The following is a 17,959-nucleotide window of genomic DNA, read 5'->3' as shown; positions in this document are numbered from 1 at the left end:
ATGCCAAATATATACTTTGCAAAATTAACCTCGCATTATTACTGGTATTGGCGGTAAATTTCTGGCGCCTGCTTGAGCATGCCTTGTAGTTTCTGATCAACAACTTTTGATATTCTCGCTTCGGGGTAATTAGTCCCGAATAGGCTGTTGCTGAATTGAAGTTGCAAGATTAACCTGGGGTCTCCAGAGACGATTGCCCCTTTATGCAGGCCCCGGGTGTCCTCAATAATGATGCTGCCACGTGGTGCAGAAAACTGTAAGCATGCATCTGCAGAAAAGGCATCGTTAACCTCTTCGTCTGTAATGCGTGCATAGCCCCGCTTTAGGAGGTGGGGAGGGATGGCTCCTGGGTTATGGCTGCCTTTTACAAAACTGTGTGGGCCATTCTGGGGGCCAACATCCGTTAGATACACAAATATTTTTAACCATTTCAATCGATCTAAGTCGAAGTGGTACAGCTGTGCCGCATTGGAATCCGCCTTGTTCTGAAAGGCGGTGTGCCACCACATGCTTAACACGTCCGCCAACGGCATACAGCCCAAGTACTCCTGAACTAAATAAAGTATTGACGGATCAGCTAGTAACGCTTGCACTTCAGGTGTGTCTAGCAAAACCGACGGGCTGTAGTCATAGCGCGTGGCAAGCAGATTGTCCGCTTCAAAATGAGCAGTGCGGCGTGGCGAATTCTCCGGTTCGCTATCCATTCGGCGAACGGTAGCCGGTGTGTTTAGCGCCATTTTCATCAGTTGGTTACAGGTTTCTTGTGGAAGCGCCGACGGAAATAGAAGGAAGCCATCCTTTCGGAGGTTTTTGAGTAGATCATTTCCCCTTTTCCCATCAAGATTCCCTAGCACCCCGACAGGATGCTCAATCCGGACTTTAGGCCTTCGCTTGGCAATTAGTGAGGACAACCGTTCATTGAAATGTCCTCGGGTAATGCAAAACATCCAGATCATGGCATGGTAAGCTCTGTCCGGCGTTTTCCCGGTGCGCGAATACGTTAAGTAGCCGGAGACCAGAGCTAGCAGGCTTCGTGCACTACGCAAAAAAGATAGCGGCAGGTTCAGGAAAGCTTTAATTGCTGATGGTTTGAGCATTTGCTTTTTCCATTGTTTGTGATCTGATAGGCCAAATCATTTATAAACAATTTGAATTCGGGGAGATTTTTAAGTTTATTGAATTGGTTGATTAGCTCGCTTGCTGGATTGATTTCGCTATGAGCCGACTTCCAAAGCTCAAGAAACTGTTTTCTCAAGGCAAGGTCATGCCCGTTGTGATGCAAATTGTGCATGTATACAAAAGCCAAAGCCTGTTTGCGCATCTCTTCTTGCGAAATTGGGGAAACTCCAGGCTCAAGCAGGAAACTGCGGTACTCATCGATTGTTTTGGCTGTTCTGCAGAAATCGAACGCGATGTGTGGGTGGCTGGCGCATGCTATGGTTGGAATGCCAAGGTAGGCCAGTTCGTGAATGACAGTGCCATATGCGCTGATGCCGCATTTGATGCCTGCCTTTGCCAGCTGTAAATTTGATGTGCCCGATGGTAAGATTTTTAGGTCCGGGTATTTCTTGCATAAGCTGGCAAATGCTTCATCGCTCAAAGAGATCTGGTTCGGGTGCGGTTTTACATAAAACAAAACACCAGAACTGGAAAGAATTTCCACTGTGAAACAAATCCAAGACCAGAAGTCCTCAAAAATCAAATTGTCGTAAACATGCGGGCTGTCGTAGAAGTCATGCAGGAAAACAATAACCGCGCCATGGACGTCATGGTTGGCAGATTCATTACCTGAATAAGCCGATGTTTTCATGTAGCTGGTTGCGGAATCTATTCCGCCGGCAAGACGAAATTCCAGGAGCTGTTCTGCCTGAGCAAGGCAGGAATAGTTGTTTGAAATGTTTTCAAATTGTTCTTTATATTTTCGTGTGTCTGGTGTGTGAAACCAATGTTCAGTAGTCAGTTCCTTGCCAAATCGTGTGAAGTTTCCAAATGACAGCACTTTGACACCGGCCTGAACAGCCGCTCGCGCAGCAATGCCATGCTCCAAATAAGTTGCATAGGTGGTCAAATATAGGGCTGGGCGTCGTTTGTTAAAATAGCGCCTTGCCCTGCGGATATCCCGATGTGCTTGCCATAATATTTTCAAGACAAACCAGTCGGAAATACAAAAACTGGGCGCTGGTCGGAATCGTAAATAAGAGTCAATGATGAGGTCGCCAACGGGCAAGTCTTTAATTTTTACACTTGAGATATTTTTGTTGTTTTGAAATTGCAATTTTCCCCAAAGAAATAGGGAGCGCAATCCATCAACTAAATCGCCAATAGGATGGTCGTAAGACTGGCTGCGGTAACCTATTCCGTTGATGAAAGGCTTGTTGGCTCGCCACCATTGCGATGCGGTCAACCAACCTATGAACTGCGATCTTTCCAGGCGCGCGATTGGGCTCGTACCAATGGACGCATTGATTGACCGAGTCAGCAACAAAGAGCTTTGGCTACCAGATACCTTGCTCAATTCGGCAGACAGTATCGCAAACAGTCCATAGTAGAGAGGATCTTCTACTCCTTCTACCGCCACCAATGGCGCCGAGGTTTTTGTTTCATTATTGTTTTTTCTTGGATACTCATCCAACAAAAAATTGTGAATGGAGGCGGCGATATTGTTGGGTGGCAGCTGGGCAATAAGCCGCCGTACCAGGTTGACTATTTTTATAGGTAAGCTAAAAATTTTCATTGCCTTGATGGGTTCTTGCTCAAAATGCCACTCTCGACGCATTTTGACAAGCTGGTATATCCACATTCCGTCTTGGGGCTGTTACTCAATCCACGGGGGGCGTTTTCTTGCCGGTTCTCAATTAAACATATCCCATTGCAGGGGGGTGCCTGGCTTAATGTCTTTTGTTGCCACTTTGCCCAATACATCATGGTAATATTTCGGCGCCAGTCCATCCGCCGGCCTGACCGAGCGCACATTCTCAGATGTCAGAATTTCTCCGCTCTTGATCGCTTTAGCAACGAAAAGAGATCGCGCAAACTTTCGGCTGTTCTTGACCTTGTCGGTTATTTCATAGCTGACCTTGCCCAACGCTACTTCGGCTTGGCGCACACCGTCTACCATCAGCTTGAATTCATCCGGTGTCATCGAGAATGAGGCATCCGGGCCACCAATGGAGCGGTCCAGGATGAAGTGCTTTTCGATGACGCTCGCTCCCAGAGCTACGGCTGCTATCGGTACCGCATGGCCCATGGTATGGTCCGACAGGCCGACTTTTACACCAAATGTCTGCGCCATGTTAGGAATGGTAAACAAGTTTGCCTCTTCCACAGGGGCCGGGTAGGATGAGGTGCACTTGAGCAGAGTGATATCGTGATTGCCTACGCGCCGACAAGCATTCACAGCTTCCTCGATATCGGCCAGTGAAGCGATGCCTGTCGAGACGATCATCGGTTTTCCCTTGCTGGCGGTGTATTCGATCAAAGGAATGTCATTTATTTCGAATGAGGCGATTTTGTAAATTGGTACATTCAGGGTTTCCAAAAAATCTACTGCGGTAAAATCGAATGGGGTAGAGAAGAAAACCAAGCCTTCTTTTTCAGCTTCGGCCTGGATGGCGGCATGCCATTCCCAAGGGGTATAGGCCTCTTGATACAGTTTATGCAGGGTTGTGCCATCCCATATTGTTCCTTGATTTATTTTGAATATTTCGTCGTCAACATTTAAAGTCATTGTGTCTGCAGTATACGTTTGCAATTTTATTGCATCGGCGCCGCATTTTTTTGCGGCATGTACGGTTTTTATGGCATTTTCGAGCGAGTTGCCGTGATTTGCAGAAAGCTCTGCGATGATAAATGTTTTAATTTTCAATTTAGGTTCCTTTAATTTTCTTAATTTTTACTGTGGCCTCGATTTCATCGCTGAAGCGGAGCGATGGACGGGTAAATTCCAGTCGGAAATCACCGTATTCAATATAGGCAGGCGGATAATTTTCGATATCAAGGATTCTAATTTTGTCAAACAAGTATTTAATTTCAGCTGAAGTTGGTAAAGCGCTATCGGCAGGCGTTCTTCGTTTGAATGAATATATTTCTCCATTCTGTGGAATAGGCTCTGGTAGTTGAACTGACATTTTGTCAATCAATTTTGCTATAGCTTGATATATTCGGAGAACAATTTCTTCTCCGCCGCCAAGCAGCGAGATAGGCTCTCTTAGGTAAACAGGCCCGGCGTCCAGCTCTTCAATCATTTTAATGGCCACAACTTCCGTTTCCTGATGTCCACTTAGCACCATATTCTGAATTGGCGAGCCGCCTCTACCATAGGGTACTGGTGCTGAGTGGAAGCACACACAACAGACCTCATTCAGAATATCTCTTGACACCATCCACGACCAATGCGGAAAAAATAGGACATCAATATTATGTCTCTTAATTGTGTCTAATGATAATTGCTCGGGTGAGTGAATTTGGATGATGCAATTATCGATAACATTTTTCGAGTATTTGGATAGGACATCCCAAAAAATAATATTTTTGCATGCAATTGCGAAACGCATATTCACCTATCTGGCATCCGCCATTCTCTTTCGAATAATTTCAAATGCTTCCGCTTTTTTAAAGCCACTTTGTGCCCCTCTAGTCATTGCTAGCGCTTTAATCGCCTCAAGTGATCTTGAGTGAGGGTACTCTCTCATCTCATTAGCATAGCACTGCATGGCTCTCATTTTCTCGTTCCACTGATGGGTGATTTCAACTGTCAGTTGTGGCGAAAACACACTCATTCCCCAATCAGTAGCCGAGGGCACCTCAAAAGCTCGGATCTCTTCCCATTTCTCACTTGGTTGAGGACGAAATGCAGTAAGTACTGCTTCATGTACGCGGCGGTGATCAACATTAAGATCGACTTTTGAATGAGTGTAAATTATTTGTGGCTGGATCTCTGCTTTGACTTCTTCTACAAATTTTACTAACTCTAGCAATGGAACCTGATCTAGCCCATTATCAGGCCAGTTTTCAATACTATGCCAAGTAAACCCAAGTACCTTAGCTGCTGCATGTGCATTTTGTAATCGTTCTTTTGCCGCACTATCGTTCCGTGCAGAATTAGTTCTTGAGCTAACGCCGTTTGTGAATGCGATTGCGAATACCTTATCACCCTCTTCAATATGTCGCCTCACTGTTCCACCACAACCAAATGTCTCATCATCACTATGAGCGACAATTAGCAAAACCTTTTTTTTCTCAGGCAGTTTGTTCATAATTTGTGTGTGGCTGTCTTGTTGTTTTTTATATGTTCCATTGCAATAAGATCAATCACGCGACCACCATTTTGTGCTTTCGTTTGGCGTGACGCTATTTCGATGAACCCATGTTTTTTATAAAAGCTTATGGCATGATAATTGTTGCTTATCACTTCTAGCCTTATAGAATTTAGCATTGCCAGTTTATATCCAACATATAAAATTGCTTTGAGCATGGCTTCGCCAAATCCCCCTCCTTTTCTAAGTGGGTTCTTATATATGTCTAGCCAAGCAATGCCATCAATAAAGTCTACGCGATGAAGCGCGACCACTCCTATTACCCCATTTTTGTCACGAGCAAGAAAGTTCAAGTTTCTTTCCTCATGGATTTGCTTTTTCATAAAGGCAAGATGGCTATCCAAAGGAATGTCACCTCCATTAAGCATCCATTTGGCAATGTCTGAGTGATTCCGCATCTCCCACACCTGTATCTGCTCTTGGTAGCTTAATGTGCAGAATGGGTCAAGTACAACCCCTTCGCAGTGGATTCGCTTGCGAAGCCGGTCAATGTTCATTGCCCATCATCCAATTAAGAATCCTTAGAGCGCCAAGTCCATCTACTATCAATGCTCCAATTGAAGCTGCTTTTTCTCTCGTTCCCTGTTCGCGAAGTGCTTCGAGTTGTCTTTGAACTTTAAGATCGAGATATGTTTCACTCCACCAACCTGCGGGTCTGAATGCTAATGTTTTAGACCATTCAGAATATTGCTGGGCTTGATTGTCGGCAATTGCTATCAATACGGTTGGTAAGCTACATCTAGCTAACTCAAAGGTTGCTTGCCCTGCAGCACTTATCGCCACATCACTTTCGCACATTAACAGGGCTATCTGCCGATCGTTTAGCTCTCTGTGCGTGATGCATCCTGCTATATTTTGTTGGGGCTGGGGGCCAATGACAGCATGAATTTCGGCATTCGGATAAACCGCACGGGCCAGCTCCACCATTCTGGGAGTCAGGTTGTGCAGGTCGGTGCCGCCCATCAGAATCAGGATCCGACCCACGCGTTCAGCAACGTGCGTGCGTTTGGGGATATTCCAGAAGGCCGGCCGTAGTGGTTGCCACGCCGGCCCCCAGAGCCACTCGGCCTCTCCTGCTACCGGCTGTGGCTCGCCCGGTGCGGCATGCACGACTAGTCCGGCGGGGTAGGGCAGACGAAAGGTATCGTCCAGATAAACGACACGGCGGTAGTTGTCTGCAATGCTGTGCAGCACGGGCAGCGTGGCTGAGTAACTGTCGACAATGGCGAGCGCATCCTGTCGTTCGGTTACCGGTTTGTCTTGCCATGTCCGCCATTCAATGTGTCCGTCATGGAGCATGTTGCGCGCGGTATGGTCGCCATCCACCACCCAGCGCACGTTGCCGTGCTGCTGTGCCCATATTGTTGCATACGCCGAGCATCGGGTGAGGTGACCGAGGCCGCGCTGCAGATCGCCTTCGGTGTAGATGTGCAGATCGGTCATCGGTGTTTTTGTAGTAATTGATACTTCAGTTCGCACAAAGCCCAATCTGTCTCGCCGTCGATGTCTTGTGCTTCCAGTTCAGAAATTTCGATGCCACCGCTGTTGTCGGTGAACATTTTCCCGGCAGCGAAGCAAGGTTCCGGCCGGAACGAGTAGAACTGTCCTGCATCGTGGAAAGCTGTCGGCAGGTCTTGTGAACGGGTACGGTAGTGTTCTGGCTGAAGCATGGCGACGTGGCCATCCTCGGTTTGCCTCAGTGCGCGCTGAATAGGATAGCCAAAGCGGACGATAGGAAAAATGGCGTCGTATCCCTTTTGCTCAAGCAAGGTATGGGCCTGCTGAAGACGCTTGGCGGTGACCAGCGGAGCCGTGGGCAGCAAGCAACATACTTCGGCGTAATGCTCTCCGCGCTCGGCCAGTTGACCGAGCACTTCTTGCAGAACGTCGAGCAGTGTCGCGTAGTCGTCCGAGTTTGTTTCACTGCGCCAAAAGGGTACTTCCGCACCATATAGGCGGGCGACTTCCGCGATTTGGGGCGAGTCGGTCGACACGATGATGCGGTCAAACAGGTCGCTGTCACGGGCTGCTTGTATCGAATAGGCGAGGATGGGCCTGCCGCAGAATGGGCGGATGTTCTTGCCGGGGATGCGCTTGCTGCCGCCGCGGGCAGGGATAATCGCCAGCCTCATGCCAGTTCCCTAACCGCATTGATGACTCTTGCTTGGTCACGCTCGGTGAGTGCGGCAAATAATGGCAAGGAAAGTGCCATTTCATAGTAGGCCTCTGCTACTGGACAATCGCCTTCCCCATAGCCGAAGTGTTGCTTGTACCAGGGCTGGGTATGCACCGGGATGTAGTGAACCTGACTTCCAACGCCTTGTGCGGCCAATTGCTGCATTACTTCGGCACGGGTTCTGCCCAGTGCGGCAAAGTCTATCTTCACCACATACAAGTGGAAGCAGGAGTCCAGCCCATTGGCCTCGGCAGGGGGTGTGAGCCAAGGCAGGTCGCGGAAGGCCTGGTTGTAGTGCGTGACGATTTCACGGCGCCGGCGTTTGAATGCATCCAGTTTCTTGAGCTGGCTCAGACCCAGTGCGGCTTGCAGGTCTGTCATGCGATAGTGCCAGCCGAGCGCATGCATTTCGTAATACCAGGGCCCGGGGTTTTGCGTGAGCAGGGCCGTGTCTTTGGTGATGCCATGAGTCCGCAATAGAAGCATTTTGTGGTAGAGGGCTTCGTCATTGGTCATCACCGCCCCTCCCTCGCCGGTCGTGAGTGTTTTTACCGGATGGAAGGAAAAAATCGTGGCGTCAGAGTAGCGGCAATTGCCAACCTTGCCGCCATCCCGGTAGCACGAGCCAATGGCATGTGCCGCATCCTCAATAACCTTTAAGTCATGGCGGCTTGCAATTGCCGAGATTTGTTCCATTTCGGCGGGCTGTCCGGCAAAGTGGACAGGGATAATCAGGCGGGTAGCCGAGGTAAGCTTGGCTTCGATTTCGAGGGGCGAGATGTTGTAGCTGACCGGGTCGATGTCGGCAAATGCCGGCTTGATACCGCAATATGCCATGCTGTTGGAGCTGGCGGTGAAGGTGTTGGGTGTGGTGATGCCTTCGCTGTCTGTGGGCAGTTCAAGTGCGGCTACGGCCAGATGCAGGGCGGCCGTGCCACTGGCCACCGCCACGCAGTAACGTGCGCCGGTGTAGTCGCATAGTGCTTGCTCAAACGCGGCAATCCTGGGGCCTTGGGTGAGGAAGTCGGAGCGCAGGGTGTCCAGCACCGCTTGTTCGTCGTCTTGGTCCAGCCATTGACGGCCGTAGGGGATGAATTCCATCAGATTTTCCCTACTTGGGTCTTGTTGGCGGCTATCCAGGTCCGCAATTGTTCCACGCTCATCCACTCGCTGTTGTTGTCGCTGGCGTAGATGAAGCCCTCGGGCACTTTTTTACCGTCCTTGATCCGTGCCGAATCACTGTTCCATCCGTTGATGTTTGGCAGAATCTTGAAATGCTCGGGGTATTCGTATGTGTAATATGAGTCTTCACTACCGATCATTTGTTCATGCAGCTTTTCCCCTGGGCGAATCCCTACTACTTGTTGCTCTGCTTCGGGGGCAACGGCACGGGCGACGTCGGTAATGTTCATCGACGGAATTTTCTTGACGTAGATTTCACCACCAATCATGTCGTCAAAGGTATGCCAGACCAACTCTACCCCTTGTTCCAGGGTAATCATGAATCGGGTCATGCGCGGGTCGGTGATCGGGAGTATGCCTTCCTCCTTAATCGACAGGAAGAAGGGGATGACCGAGCCGCGGGAGCCCATTACGTTGCCGTAACGTACTACTGCGAAGCGGGTGTCGTGCGCACCGGAATAGGAGTTGCCTGCGACAAACAGCTTGTCGGATGCGAGCTTGGTGGCCCCGTACAAGTTTGCCGGGCTGCTGGCTTTGTCGGTGGATAGGGCCACTACACGCTTGACGCCCTTGTCAATGCATGCGTCGATCAGGTTCATCGCACCGTTGATGTTGGTTTTGATGCACTCGAACGGATTGTATTCGGCAGTGGGGACGATTTTGGTGGCTGCGGCATGCACGACATAATCCACACCATCCAGCGCACGGTAGAGACGTTCCTTGTCGCGAACGTCTCCAATGAAAAAACGCACACGCGGGTCACCTTGAAACAGCTTGGCCATTTCCCACTGTTTCATCTCGTCGCGTGAGTAAATGATAATTTTTTTGGGATTGTATTTGGCCAGCGTCATCGGGATGAATTTGTTGCCGAAGGAGCCGGTACCGCCGGTGACAAGAATAGTGGAATTGGCGAGCATGTTTCAGATTCTCAAGAAAAAAATAGAGAGCCATCAAGAAGAAAACGAATAGTTTTCTATGTGCTTAATGATGTTGTTTACCCAGTTTCTGCGCATGGCATCCCTCCTTGTCTGTGAGCTCCCCGTTGAATCCAGGCCGCTGGCAGCCGAAGTCGCTGTAAGTATTGGGTCATGTCGCGGATCGGGCGCAACAGGCCGAGCTTCTGCTTGTTGCTTTTGGGGGCCAGGCTGAAGTGTTGCTTTGGCTCGTTCGACGACTTGCGCGTTCTGGCTCACTGCGTTGCTCAGGGGGCCGCCGAGATTGAGACCAGCGGCCTCACTCCGGCGAAGTCGTTTGCTTGACGCTGATGTGGTAAGCCGATGATGAGGTTAGCATTCTTGTCCTTGCGCAGGATGGTGTCGGAAGGCTGCTTGGTTACTTTGTCCGGATGCCCTTTGGGCAACGCTGGGGGAGTAAACAGGCATTCATTCATTTATTCAAAAAGCGCTGCATCCTTAAAACAGGAGGCTTTGGAATCCTTGGTAGAGAGTTTGGGCCCCGTATTCAGAGGCCAGTCGATCGCGAGTGTTTCGTCGTTCCAGATGATGCATCGTTCACTTTGGGGCAGATAATAGTTTGCAGCTTTGTAAAGGAGTTCTGCCTGGGTTGACAGTGTGAGAAATCCGTGGGCAAACCCTTCCGGAATCCACAGCTGACGCTTGTTGTCGGCGGATAGGTTTAACCCGACCCACTGGCCGAAGGTCGGCGATGACTGGCGGATGTCCACTACCACGTCGAACACTTCGCCCATCACGCAGCGTACCAGCTTGCCTTGGGCATGAGGTGGTAACTGGTAGTGCAACCCGCGCAGCACCCCTTTGACCGAGCGCGAATGGTTGTCCTGCACGAAATCGACGTTGCGTCCAATAGCCTCTTTGAATTTCTGCAGATTGAAGCTCTCGTAAAAAAAGCCGCGCTCGTCGCCAAATACCCGGGGTTCGATGATCTTGACGTCGGGGATGGCGGTATCGATCACCTTCATCAGAACACCTTTTCCTTGAGCATGCTGAGCAGGTATTGGCCATAGCCGTTCTTTTTCAGGGGTGCGGCCAGCCGTTCCAGTTGCATTGCATCGATATGACCGAGACGATAGGCGATTTCTTCCGGGCAAGCCACTTTCAGTCCCTGACGTGCTTCGATGGTGGCGATGAACTGGCTGGCCTCGAGCATGGATTCATGCGTGCCGGTGTCGAGCCAGGCGTAGCCGCGGCCCATGGTCTGTACATCCAGCAGGCCCTCCTTCAGGTACACGGCATTGACGTCAGTGATTTCCAGTTCACCGCGGGCTGAGGGCTTGATCGACTTGGCAATGTCGACTACTTGCGGGTCGTAGAAATACAGCCCGGTCACCGCATAGTTCGATTTCGGCTGCTCCGGTTTTTCTTCCAGACTGATTGCCCGACCTGCAGTGTCGAATTCGACCACGCCATAGCGTTCCGGGTCGTTCACATGGTAGGCGAAGACACTGGCCCCTACTTCCCTTTTGGCGGCGTCTTGCAACAGTTTGGCAAAATCATGACCGTAGAAAATGTTGTCGCCCAGTACCAGCGCCGAGGGGGCTCCGGCGATGAACGACTCGCCGAGGATGAAGGCCTGAGCCAAGCCATCCGGACTGGGTTGCACGGTGTATTGCAGGTTGATACCCCACTGGTTGCCGTTGCCGAGCAGTTGTTCGAAGCGTGGCGTGTCCTGTGGGGTGGAGATGATCAGGATATCGCGGATTCCGGCCAGCATCAGCGTGCTGAGCGGGTAATAAATCATCGGTTTGTCGTAGATCGGCAAGAGCTGCTTGCTGATCGCCAGGGTGGCGGGATACAGGCGGGTGCCGGAGCCGCCGGCGAGGATGATTCCTTTGCGCTTCATGCGTTGATGCTTTCTTCGTATTTGCAAAGCTGCGAAACCACGTCAGCGACGCCTTGTTGCCAGTGCGGCAGGGCCAGTCCGAAGTGGCGGGACAATTTGCTGCAGTCCAGCCGCGAGTTGGCCGGGCGCGGCGCCGGCAGTGGATAGGCGGACGTCGGGATCGGCTGGATGGCGCCAGGCAAGAGCCGAAGCGGATAACGCTGTTGCTCGGCCAGTCGCACGACGAAGCGTGCGTACTCAAACCAGCTGGTCTCACCGCTGGCCGTCAGGTGGTAGGTGCCATAGTCGAACTTGTGGGTTGGGAGCTGGTAGCGGCTGATGAGCTGTGCCGTAATGTCGGCAATCAACGCGGCCGGGGTCGGGGCGCCGATCTGGTCCGCCACCACGTTGAGGCTATCGCGCTCGTGTGCCAGCCGCAGGATGGTCTTGAGGAAATTGCTGCCATAGGCACCGACCACCCAGCTGGTGCGCAGAATCAGGTGATGGGCGGTGTGGGCACGAATGGCCTGCTCCCCTTCCCACTTGCTGCGTCCGTAGACGGATTGCGGGTTGGTCGCGTCGTCTTCGTAATAGGCACCGTCCTTGCCGCCATCGAATACGTAGTCGGTCGAGTAATGAATCAGCAAGGCGTCGTGCTGTTCGGCCCATTCGGCCATGATACCGGGAGCGTGAGCATTGACGGCCGTTGCCAGTTCGACGTCGGTCTCGGCCTTGTCGACCGAGGTGTAGGCCGCTGGGTTGACGATGATGGCGGGTTGGTAACGATCGAGTGCTGACAAAACGCTGGCCGGGTTGGCCAAGTCCATCTCCTGCCGGGTGGGGGCAATCACGTCCCCTAAGGGTGCCAGCGCGCGTTTCAGTTCGAACCCGACCTGACCGTTGGCGCCGGTAACCAATATCCGGCTCATGCGTTCGCTCCATACTGCTGTGCGACCCAGTCGCGATAGACTCCGCTTGTGACGTTGTTCACCCAAGCTTGGTTGTCCAGATACCATTGTACCGTCTTGCGGATGCCGCTTTCGAAGGTCTCGGCGGGCTTCCAGCCCAGTTCGCGTTCCAGCTTGCGTGCGTCGATGGCGTAGCGTCGGTCGTGCCCGGGGCGATCCTGCACGAATGTAACCTGATCCGTGTATGACTTGCCATCGGCACGCGGTTGCAGTTCGTCCAGGATCGCGCAGATGGTGTGGACGACGTCCAGGTTCGGTTTTTCGTTCCAGCCGCCGACGTTGTAAGTTTCCCCCTGCTTGCCGGCCTCCAACACGCGGCGGATAGCGCTGCAGTGATCCTTGACATACAGCCAGTCGCGTACCTGCTGCCCGTCGCCATAAATTGGTAGCGGCTTGCCGGCCAGTGCGTTGAGGATCACCAGCGGGATCAGTTTCTCGGGGAAGTGATATGGGCCATAGTTGTTGCTGCAGTTGGTGGTCAGCACCGGCAAATCGTAGGTATGGTGCCAGGCTCGTACCAGATGGTCGCTGGCTGCCTTGCTCGCGGAGTACGGGCTGTTCGGCGCATAGGCGGTGGTTTCAGCGAACGGTGGATCGGTGGGCCGCAGGGTACCATACACCTCGTCGGTGGAGACGTGGAGGAAGCGAAACGATTGCTTGTCCGTTGCTGTCAGCTTACTCCAGTAGCCGCGAACGATCTCAAGCAGGCTGAAGGTGCCGACCACGTTGGTCTGGATGAACTCACCCGGCCCGTTGATCGAACGGTCGACGTGCGACTCGGCGGCGAAGTTGATCACCGCGCGCGGCCGGTGCTCGGCCAGCAGGCGCGCGACGAGTTCGCAATCGCCGATATCGCCGCGCACGAACCGATGGCGCGGATCATCCTTGAGCGATGCCAGCGTATCGAGGTTGCCGGCATAGGTCAGCTTGTCGAGGTTGATCACCGGCTCATCAGAGCCTGCGAGCCAGTCGAGTACGAAGTTGCCGCCGATAAAGCCGGCGCCGCCAGTGACGAGGATCATGAATGCTGCATTCTCGGGTTGGTTTGATCGTACCATGCCAACATGGAGGGACTGCAATAAAACAAGGGCGGATGGCTTATTTGCAGGCGGTTGGCACAGAATTCTATGTGAGATTTTCGCATGTAATGGTGTGATGCTCTACCCCCGTATAGGGTATTTGCATAATGTGCTATGCATAACATTGTTGTGGTCCGGATCGGATTGGTAGAATCTGTGGCCCTGTCCGTTCATTTCTAGTGCGGTTGGATTATCGAAGTCTCTTAACCAGATCGAATTTGGCATGCTTCTCATTCTTATTGGGGCGCTATTTTGCTCCTTTGTCGTCGGTGTACTGCTGGTCCGCTTTCGCCATCTGCATGACCGTTTTTCCTCTGATCATGACCTTGGCGGGGTGCAGAAATTTCATGCGGCCCCCGTCCCGCGTATAGGCGGAGTGCCGGTTATGGCAGGACTGGGGGTAGGGGCGCTGATTCTTGCCTTGTTGACGGGGGAGTCTCTCAGCTTTGGGCTTCTTGTCTCCGCTCTACCGGCCTTTGCTGCGGGGCTGATCGAAGATTTGACCAAGAAGGTTGGCCCCTTGCCACGCCTGCTGGCTACGTTCGTGGCGGCAGGCATGGGGTTCTGGTTGCTGAATGCCGGCTTGTTGCGGCTGGATGTGCCTGGTGTGGATCAGCTTTTGCGTTACCACTGGGCCATTTCGCTGCTGTTCACCATGTTTGCCGTTGGTGGTGTGGCCCATGCCATCAATATCATCGATGGCTACAACGGTCTTGCTGGGATGGTGTCGGTGTTCATTTTCATGGCTTTAGCCTATGTGGCGTTCAAGGTTCGCGACCCGCAGATCATGGGGCTGTGTTTTGCCGCGACGGGGGCGGTGCTGGGCTTTCTGGTATGGAACTTCCCGCGAGGGTTGCTCTTTGCCGGCGATGGGGGGGCGTACCTGATTGGCTTTCTGATCGCGGAGCTATCAGTGTTGATGGTGGCCAGGCACACGGAAGTCTCGCCGTGGTTTCCGCTGCTGCTGGTAATTTATCCCGTATTCGAAACGGTTTTCTCGATCTATCGGCGGAAATTCCTGCAGGGGCGCTCGGTAGGCTACCCCGATGCCTTGCACTTGCATCAGATGATCTACAAACGCTTGGTACGTTGGATGGTGGGTTCGAAGGAGGCACGCCACATGACGCGTCGCAATAGCATGACTTCGCCCTACCTGTGGGCTCTATCGTCTTTGTCGGTGGCGCCGGCTATGCTGTTCTGGAACAACTCTCCGGTGCTGATCGGGTGCGTGTGCTTGTTCGTGCTGGCCTATCTGTACTTGTATCGCATGATCATTCGGTTCCGGTCTCCTCGCTGGATGGTGCTTTATCGCCCGGTAGCTCGTGATAAGAAAGCGGTGGCTCTATCGTACGATAGCGAACGATAGAAATTTTTTTGACGATCCCCTCTCTTGAAAACCCCTTGTCCCGTCCCTATCATTAGCACTCGCAAGCCCCGAGTGCTAATGCGCCGGGCCAATTTGCTGATTTGATTGATTTTTCATTCTCACCAGCCACTGCTAACAGGAGAGAACAATGGCAATTCGTCCTTTGCACGACCGTGTTGTAATCAAGCGCCTCGAGGCGGAAGAAAAGACGGCTTCCGGTATCGTTCTGCCGGGTGCGGCTGCCGAGAAGCCGGACATGGGCGAAGTGATCGCCGTGGGCAACGGCAAGATTCTGGAAAACGGCGAGCGCCGTCCGCTGGAGCTGAAGGTCGGCGACAAAGTGATCTTCGGCAAGTACTCCGGCCAGACCGTCAAGGTCGATGGCGATGAAGTCCTCGTGATGCGCGAGGAAGACGTTATGGGCATCGTTGAGTAATCCGTCCCCACAACCGACTGAATCAGATTCTGGAGAAGTAAAGAATGGCTGCTAAAGACGTAAAATTCGGTGATTCCGCTCGTGCCAAAATGGTCAACGGTGTGAACATCCTGGCTGACGCCGTCAAAGTGACCCTGGGCCCGAAAGGCCGCAACGTGGTGCTGGACCGCTCCTTCGGCGCGCCGACCATCACCAAGGACGGCGTGTCCGTCGCCAAGGAAATCGAACTGAAGGACAAGTTCGAGAACATGGGCGCCCAGATGGTCAAGGAAGTGGCTTCCAAGACCTCCGACGTGGCCGGTGACGGTACCACCACCGCAACCGTGCTGGCGCAGGCCATCGTGCAGGAAGGCATGAAGTTCGTTGCCGCCGGCATGAACCCGATGGACCTGAAGCGCGGCATCGACAAGGCCGTTGTGGCCCTGGTCGGCGAGCTGGCCAAGATCGCCAAGCCGTGCACCACCTCCAAGGAAATCGCCCAGGTGGGTTCGATCTCCGCCAACTCCGACCTGGACATCGGCCAGATCATCGCCGACGCCATGGAAAAGGTGGGCAAGGAAGGCGTGATCACCGTTGAAGACGGCAAGTCGCTGAGCAACGAGCTGGACGTGGTGGAAGGCATGCAGTTCGACCGCGGTTACCTGTCCCCGTACTTCATCAACAACCAGGAAAAACAGATCGCTGCACTGGACAACCCGTTCGTGCTGCTGTTCGACAAGAAGATTTCCAACATCCGCGACCTGCTGCCGGTGCTGGAGCAAGTTGCCAAGGCTAGCCGCCCGCTGCTGATCATTGCCGAAGACGTCGAAGGCGAAGCGCTGGCCACGCTGGTGGTGAACACCATCCGCGGCATCCTGAAAGTGGTGGCCGTCAAGGCTCCGGGCTTCGGCGACCGCCGCAAGGCCATGCTGCAGGACATCGCTACCCTGACCGGCGGTACCGTGATCGCCGAAGAAGTGGGCCTGACCCTGGAAAAAGTCACCCTCGACATGCTGGGCCAAGCCAAGCGTATCGAAGTGGGCAAGGAAAACACCATCATCATCGACGGTGTGGGTGAGCACGCTGCCATCCAGGCTCGCGTTGGCGAAATCCGCCGCCAGATCGAAGAAGCTACTTCCGATTACGACCGTGAAAAACTGCAAGAGCGCGTGGCCAAGCTGGCCGGCGGCGTTGCCGTGATCAAGGTCGGTGCCGCTACCGAAGTGGAAATGAAAGAGAAGAAGGCCCGTGTCGAAGACGCGCTGCACGCGACCCGTGCTGCCGTGGAAGAAGGCGTGGTGCCTGGCGGTGGCGTGGCCATCCTGCGCGCCCGCGCTACCCTGGAGTCGCTGGTGACCGACAACGTCGATCAGGACGCCGGCGTCAAGATCGTGCTGAAGGCCATCGAAGCCCCGCTGCGCCAGATCGTTCAGAACGCCGGCGACGAGCCGTCGGTTGTCGTGAACAAGGTGCTGGAAGGCAAGGGTAACTTCGGTTACAACGCTGCCAGCGGCGAGTACGGTGACATGATCGAGATGGGTGTGTTGGATCCGGCTAAGGTGACCCGTACCGCTCTGCAACACGCGGCTTCGGTTTCCGGTCTGATGCTGACCACCGACTGCATGATCGCCGAACTGCCGGAAGACAAGCCGGCTGCCCCGATGGGCGGCATGGGCGGCATGGGCATGGACGGCATGATGTAAGCCAACCAGGTTAGGGCGCAATCGCTGCGAAGCGCATTGTGCCGACCTGCCGAAAAACCCCGCAAACTTTGCGGGGTTTTTCTTTTTCTTCGGCCAACCTTGGCAAGGTTGGCCGAAGGTCATCTGGGCGCCCGCTTTCTGGCACAATCCGCCCATCGATCATCGGGAGAGATTCATGCAACTGAGCGAATTGCAGCGCGTACTCGACGCGCAACTGGAGCCCTGGCGTTTCAAGGATTATGCCCCCAACGGACTACAGGTGGAGGGCAGGGCCGAGGTGCGTACCATCGTTACGGGGGTGACCGCGTCGCAGGCGTTGCTCGATGCGGCCATCTGGCAGCAGGCCGACGCCATCCTGGTGCATCACGGCTATTTCTGGAAGAACGAAGACCCACGTCTGGTCGGCATCAAGAAGCATCGGCTGCAGACCCTGCTGGCACACGATATCAGCCTGTTGGCCTACCACTTGCCGCTCGATGCCCATCTGGAACTGGGTAATAACGCACAGCTCGCCAAGGAGCTGGGTTGGCAGGTTGAGGGCCAGTCCGGCGATCAGGGCCTGCTATGGTTCGGTGCCGTGCCACAGCCGCAGCGGGCTGACGATTTTGCTCGTGCTATCGGTACGCACCTGGGGCGTGAGGCGTTGCTGCTGGGTAGCCCGGATAAAGAGGTGCGGCGGGTGGCCTGGTGCACGGGGGGGGCGCAGGGGTATTTCGCCGATGCCATTGCGCTGGGAGTGGACGTTTTCGTCACTGGAGAGGTGTCGGAGCAGCAGCATCATATGGCACTCGAATATGGCGTGGCGTTTGTTGCCGCGGGACATCACGCGACGGAGCGTTATGGCATCCAGGCTCTGGGGGCGTGGCTCTCCAATAATCATGAAGTTAGTGTGGTTTTTGCCGATATCCCTAATCCTGTCTGATCTAGGTCAAAGGGAACTCCGGTAATTAATTTGC

Annotated in this window: 18 protein-coding genes; 4 read left to right on the top strand and 14 right to left on the bottom strand. The window is 53.5% G+C overall.

Annotation, left to right across the window (positions count from 1 at the left end; genetic code table 11):
• Window positions 1-38 precede the first annotated feature (38 nt).
• From NH8B_RS20590 to rfbB, 14 genes are all read right to left on the bottom strand, one after another.
• Window positions 39-1,097, bottom strand: a complete 1,059-nt coding sequence (locus tag NH8B_RS20590; RefSeq protein ID WP_083844264.1) for a phytanoyl-CoA dioxygenase family protein — start codon at window positions 1,095-1,097, stop codon at window positions 39-41.
• The gene (locus NH8B_RS20990) at window positions 1,064-2,800 is read right to left on the bottom strand and encodes a hypothetical protein (protein WP_148282996.1); all 1,737 of its coding nucleotides are present in this window, start codon (window positions 2,798-2,800) and stop codon (window positions 1,064-1,066) included. The genes NH8B_RS20590 and NH8B_RS20990 overlap by 34 nt, the downstream gene beginning before the upstream one ends.
• A 51-nt stretch (window positions 2,801-2,851) precedes the next feature.
• Window positions 2,852-3,865 carry a pseudaminic acid synthase gene (gene pseI / locus NH8B_RS17240; protein ID WP_014088383.1) on the bottom strand — a complete coding sequence of 338 codons (1,014 nt, stop codon included), beginning with the start codon at window positions 3,863-3,865 and terminating at the stop codon, window positions 2,852-2,854.
• A 1-nt stretch (window position 3,866) separates the two neighbouring features.
• Entirely contained in the window at window positions 3,867-4,553 is a 687-nt protein-coding gene (locus NH8B_RS20585; RefSeq protein ID WP_083844281.1) for a methionyl-tRNA formyltransferase, read from the bottom strand.
• A 6-nt stretch (window positions 4,554-4,559) separates the two neighbouring features.
• Window positions 4,560-5,255, bottom strand: a complete 696-nt coding sequence (locus tag NH8B_RS20580; RefSeq protein WP_014088381.1) for a PIG-L deacetylase family protein — start codon at window positions 5,253-5,255, stop codon at window positions 4,560-4,562.
• Entirely contained in the window at window positions 5,252-5,812 is a 561-nt protein-coding gene (locus NH8B_RS20575; RefSeq protein WP_014088380.1) for a GNAT family N-acetyltransferase, read from the bottom strand. The genes NH8B_RS20580 and NH8B_RS20575 overlap by 4 nt, the downstream gene beginning before the upstream one ends.
• Window positions 5,802-6,758, bottom strand: coding sequence for a PseG/SpsG family protein (locus tag NH8B_RS20985; RefSeq protein ID WP_014088379.1), 957 nt, complete (start codon window positions 6,756-6,758; stop codon window positions 5,802-5,804). Before NH8B_RS20985 ends, NH8B_RS20575 begins: the two co-directional genes overlap by 11 nt.
• Entirely contained in the window at window positions 6,755-7,447 is a 693-nt protein-coding gene (gene pseF / locus NH8B_RS17235; RefSeq protein WP_014088378.1) for a pseudaminic acid cytidylyltransferase, read from the bottom strand. The genes NH8B_RS20985 and pseF overlap by 4 nt, the downstream gene beginning before the upstream one ends.
• The gene (pseC, locus tag NH8B_RS17230; protein ID WP_014088377.1) at window positions 7,444-8,592 is read right to left on the bottom strand and encodes a UDP-4-amino-4,6-dideoxy-N-acetyl-beta-L-altrosamine transaminase; all 1,149 of its coding nucleotides are present in this window, start codon (window positions 8,590-8,592) and stop codon (window positions 7,444-7,446) included. The genes pseF and pseC overlap by 4 nt, the downstream gene beginning before the upstream one ends.
• Window positions 8,592-9,590 carry a UDP-N-acetylglucosamine 4,6-dehydratase (inverting) gene (pseB, locus tag NH8B_RS17225; RefSeq protein WP_014088376.1) on the bottom strand — a complete coding sequence of 333 codons (999 nt, stop codon included), beginning with the start codon at window positions 9,588-9,590 and terminating at the stop codon, window positions 8,592-8,594. Before pseB ends, pseC begins: the two co-directional genes overlap by 1 nt.
• 473 nt (window positions 9,591-10,063) lie before the next feature.
• A complete protein-coding gene (gene rfbC, locus NH8B_RS17220) occupies window positions 10,064-10,612 on the bottom strand; it encodes a dTDP-4-dehydrorhamnose 3,5-epimerase (protein WP_014088374.1) in 549 nt (182 codons plus the stop codon).
• Complete coding sequence (gene rfbA / locus NH8B_RS17215; protein ID WP_014088373.1) at window positions 10,612-11,493, bottom strand: glucose-1-phosphate thymidylyltransferase RfbA; 882 nt, start codon at window positions 11,491-11,493, stop codon at window positions 10,612-10,614. The genes rfbC and rfbA overlap by 1 nt, the downstream gene beginning before the upstream one ends.
• Entirely contained in the window at window positions 11,490-12,401 is a 912-nt protein-coding gene (rfbD, locus tag NH8B_RS17210) for a dTDP-4-dehydrorhamnose reductase (protein WP_014088372.1), read from the bottom strand. Before rfbD ends, rfbA begins: the two co-directional genes overlap by 4 nt.
• The gene (rfbB, locus tag NH8B_RS17205; RefSeq protein WP_014088371.1) at window positions 12,398-13,462 is read right to left on the bottom strand and encodes a dTDP-glucose 4,6-dehydratase; all 1,065 of its coding nucleotides are present in this window, start codon (window positions 13,460-13,462) and stop codon (window positions 12,398-12,400) included. Before rfbB ends, rfbD begins: the two co-directional genes overlap by 4 nt.
• Window positions 13,463-13,742: 280 nt before the next feature.
• Between rfbB and NH8B_RS17200 the strand changes: the two genes are divergently transcribed.
• The 4 genes from NH8B_RS17200 to NH8B_RS17185 all read left to right on the top strand — a co-directional run bounded on the left by NH8B_RS17200 (window position 13,743) and on the right by NH8B_RS17185 (window position 17,925).
• Window positions 13,743-14,885 (top strand): MraY family glycosyltransferase, encoded by a 1,143-nt coding sequence (locus NH8B_RS17200; protein ID WP_014088370.1) that lies wholly within the window; start codon window positions 13,743-13,745, stop codon window positions 14,883-14,885.
• A 148-nt stretch (window positions 14,886-15,033) separates the two neighbouring features.
• Entirely contained in the window at window positions 15,034-15,321 is a 288-nt protein-coding gene (gene groES, locus NH8B_RS17195; RefSeq protein WP_008952453.1) for a co-chaperone GroES, read from the top strand.
• Window positions 15,322-15,365: 44 nt separating this feature from the next.
• Window positions 15,366-17,003: a chaperonin GroEL gene (gene groL, locus NH8B_RS17190; RefSeq protein WP_014088369.1), complete on the top strand. Its 1,638-nt coding sequence runs from the start codon at window positions 15,366-15,368 to the stop codon at window positions 17,001-17,003.
• A gap of 175 nt (window positions 17,004-17,178) precedes the next feature.
• Window positions 17,179-17,925, top strand: a complete 747-nt coding sequence (locus tag NH8B_RS17185) for a Nif3-like dinuclear metal center hexameric protein (RefSeq protein WP_014088368.1) — start codon at window positions 17,179-17,181, stop codon at window positions 17,923-17,925.
• The last annotated feature ends 34 nt before the right edge of the window (window positions 17,926-17,959 follow it).

Source organism: Pseudogulbenkiania sp. NH8B (genome assembly GCF_000283535.1).
Lineage (GTDB): Bacteria > Pseudomonadota > Gammaproteobacteria > Burkholderiales > Chromobacteriaceae > Pseudogulbenkiania > Pseudogulbenkiania ferrooxidans.
The sequence above is the reverse complement of the archived record's forward strand: the minus strand, read 5'-3'. Positions and strand labels throughout refer to the sequence as shown.

Excerpts from the sequence above, each read along its gene's own strand:
- NH8B_RS20590 (WP_083844264.1), bottom strand. The coding sequence starts at position 1,097 with ATGCTCAAACCATCAGCAATTAAAGCTTTCCTGAACCTGCCGCTATCT.
- groL (WP_014088369.1), top strand. The coding sequence starts at position 15,366 with ATGGCTGCTAAAGACGTAAAATTCGGTGATTCCGCTCGTGCCAAAATG.
- rfbB (WP_014088371.1), bottom strand. The coding sequence starts at position 13,462 with ATGATCCTCGTCACTGGCGGCGCCGGCTTTATCGGCGGCAACTTCGTA.
- groES (WP_008952453.1), top strand. The coding sequence starts at position 15,034 with ATGGCAATTCGTCCTTTGCACGACCGTGTTGTAATCAAGCGCCTCGAG.
- pseF (WP_014088378.1), bottom strand. The coding sequence starts at position 7,447 with ATGAGGCTGGCGATTATCCCTGCCCGCGGCGGCAGCAAGCGCATCCCC.
- NH8B_RS20575 (WP_014088380.1), bottom strand. The coding sequence starts at position 5,812 with ATGAACATTGACCGGCTTCGCAAGCGAATCCACTGCGAAGGGGTTGTA.
- rfbC (WP_014088374.1), bottom strand. The coding sequence starts at position 10,612 with ATGAAGGTGATCGATACCGCCATCCCCGACGTCAAGATCATCGAACCC.
- NH8B_RS20585 (WP_083844281.1), bottom strand. The coding sequence starts at position 4,553 with ATGCGTTTCGCAATTGCATGCAAAAATATTATTTTTTGGGATGTCCTA.
- NH8B_RS20985 (WP_014088379.1), bottom strand. The coding sequence starts at position 6,758 with ATGACCGATCTGCACATCTACACCGAAGGCGATCTGCAGCGCGGCCTC.
- pseC (WP_014088377.1), bottom strand. The coding sequence starts at position 8,592 with ATGGAATTCATCCCCTACGGCCGTCAATGGCTGGACCAAGACGACGAA.
- rfbD (WP_014088372.1), bottom strand. The coding sequence starts at position 12,401 with ATGAGCCGGATATTGGTTACCGGCGCCAACGGTCAGGTCGGGTTCGAA.
- NH8B_RS20580 (WP_014088381.1), bottom strand. The coding sequence starts at position 5,255 with ATGAACAAACTGCCTGAGAAAAAAAAGGTTTTGCTAATTGTCGCTCAT.
- NH8B_RS20990 (WP_148282996.1), bottom strand. The coding sequence starts at position 2,800 with ATGTGGATATACCAGCTTGTCAAAATGCGTCGAGAGTGGCATTTTGAG.
- NH8B_RS17185 (WP_014088368.1), top strand. The coding sequence starts at position 17,179 with ATGCAACTGAGCGAATTGCAGCGCGTACTCGACGCGCAACTGGAGCCC.
- rfbA (WP_014088373.1), bottom strand. The coding sequence starts at position 11,493 with ATGAAGCGCAAAGGAATCATCCTCGCCGGCGGCTCCGGCACCCGCCTG.
- NH8B_RS17200 (WP_014088370.1), top strand. The coding sequence starts at position 13,743 with ATGCTTCTCATTCTTATTGGGGCGCTATTTTGCTCCTTTGTCGTCGGT.
- pseB (WP_014088376.1), bottom strand. The coding sequence starts at position 9,590 with ATGCTCGCCAATTCCACTATTCTTGTCACCGGCGGTACCGGCTCCTTC.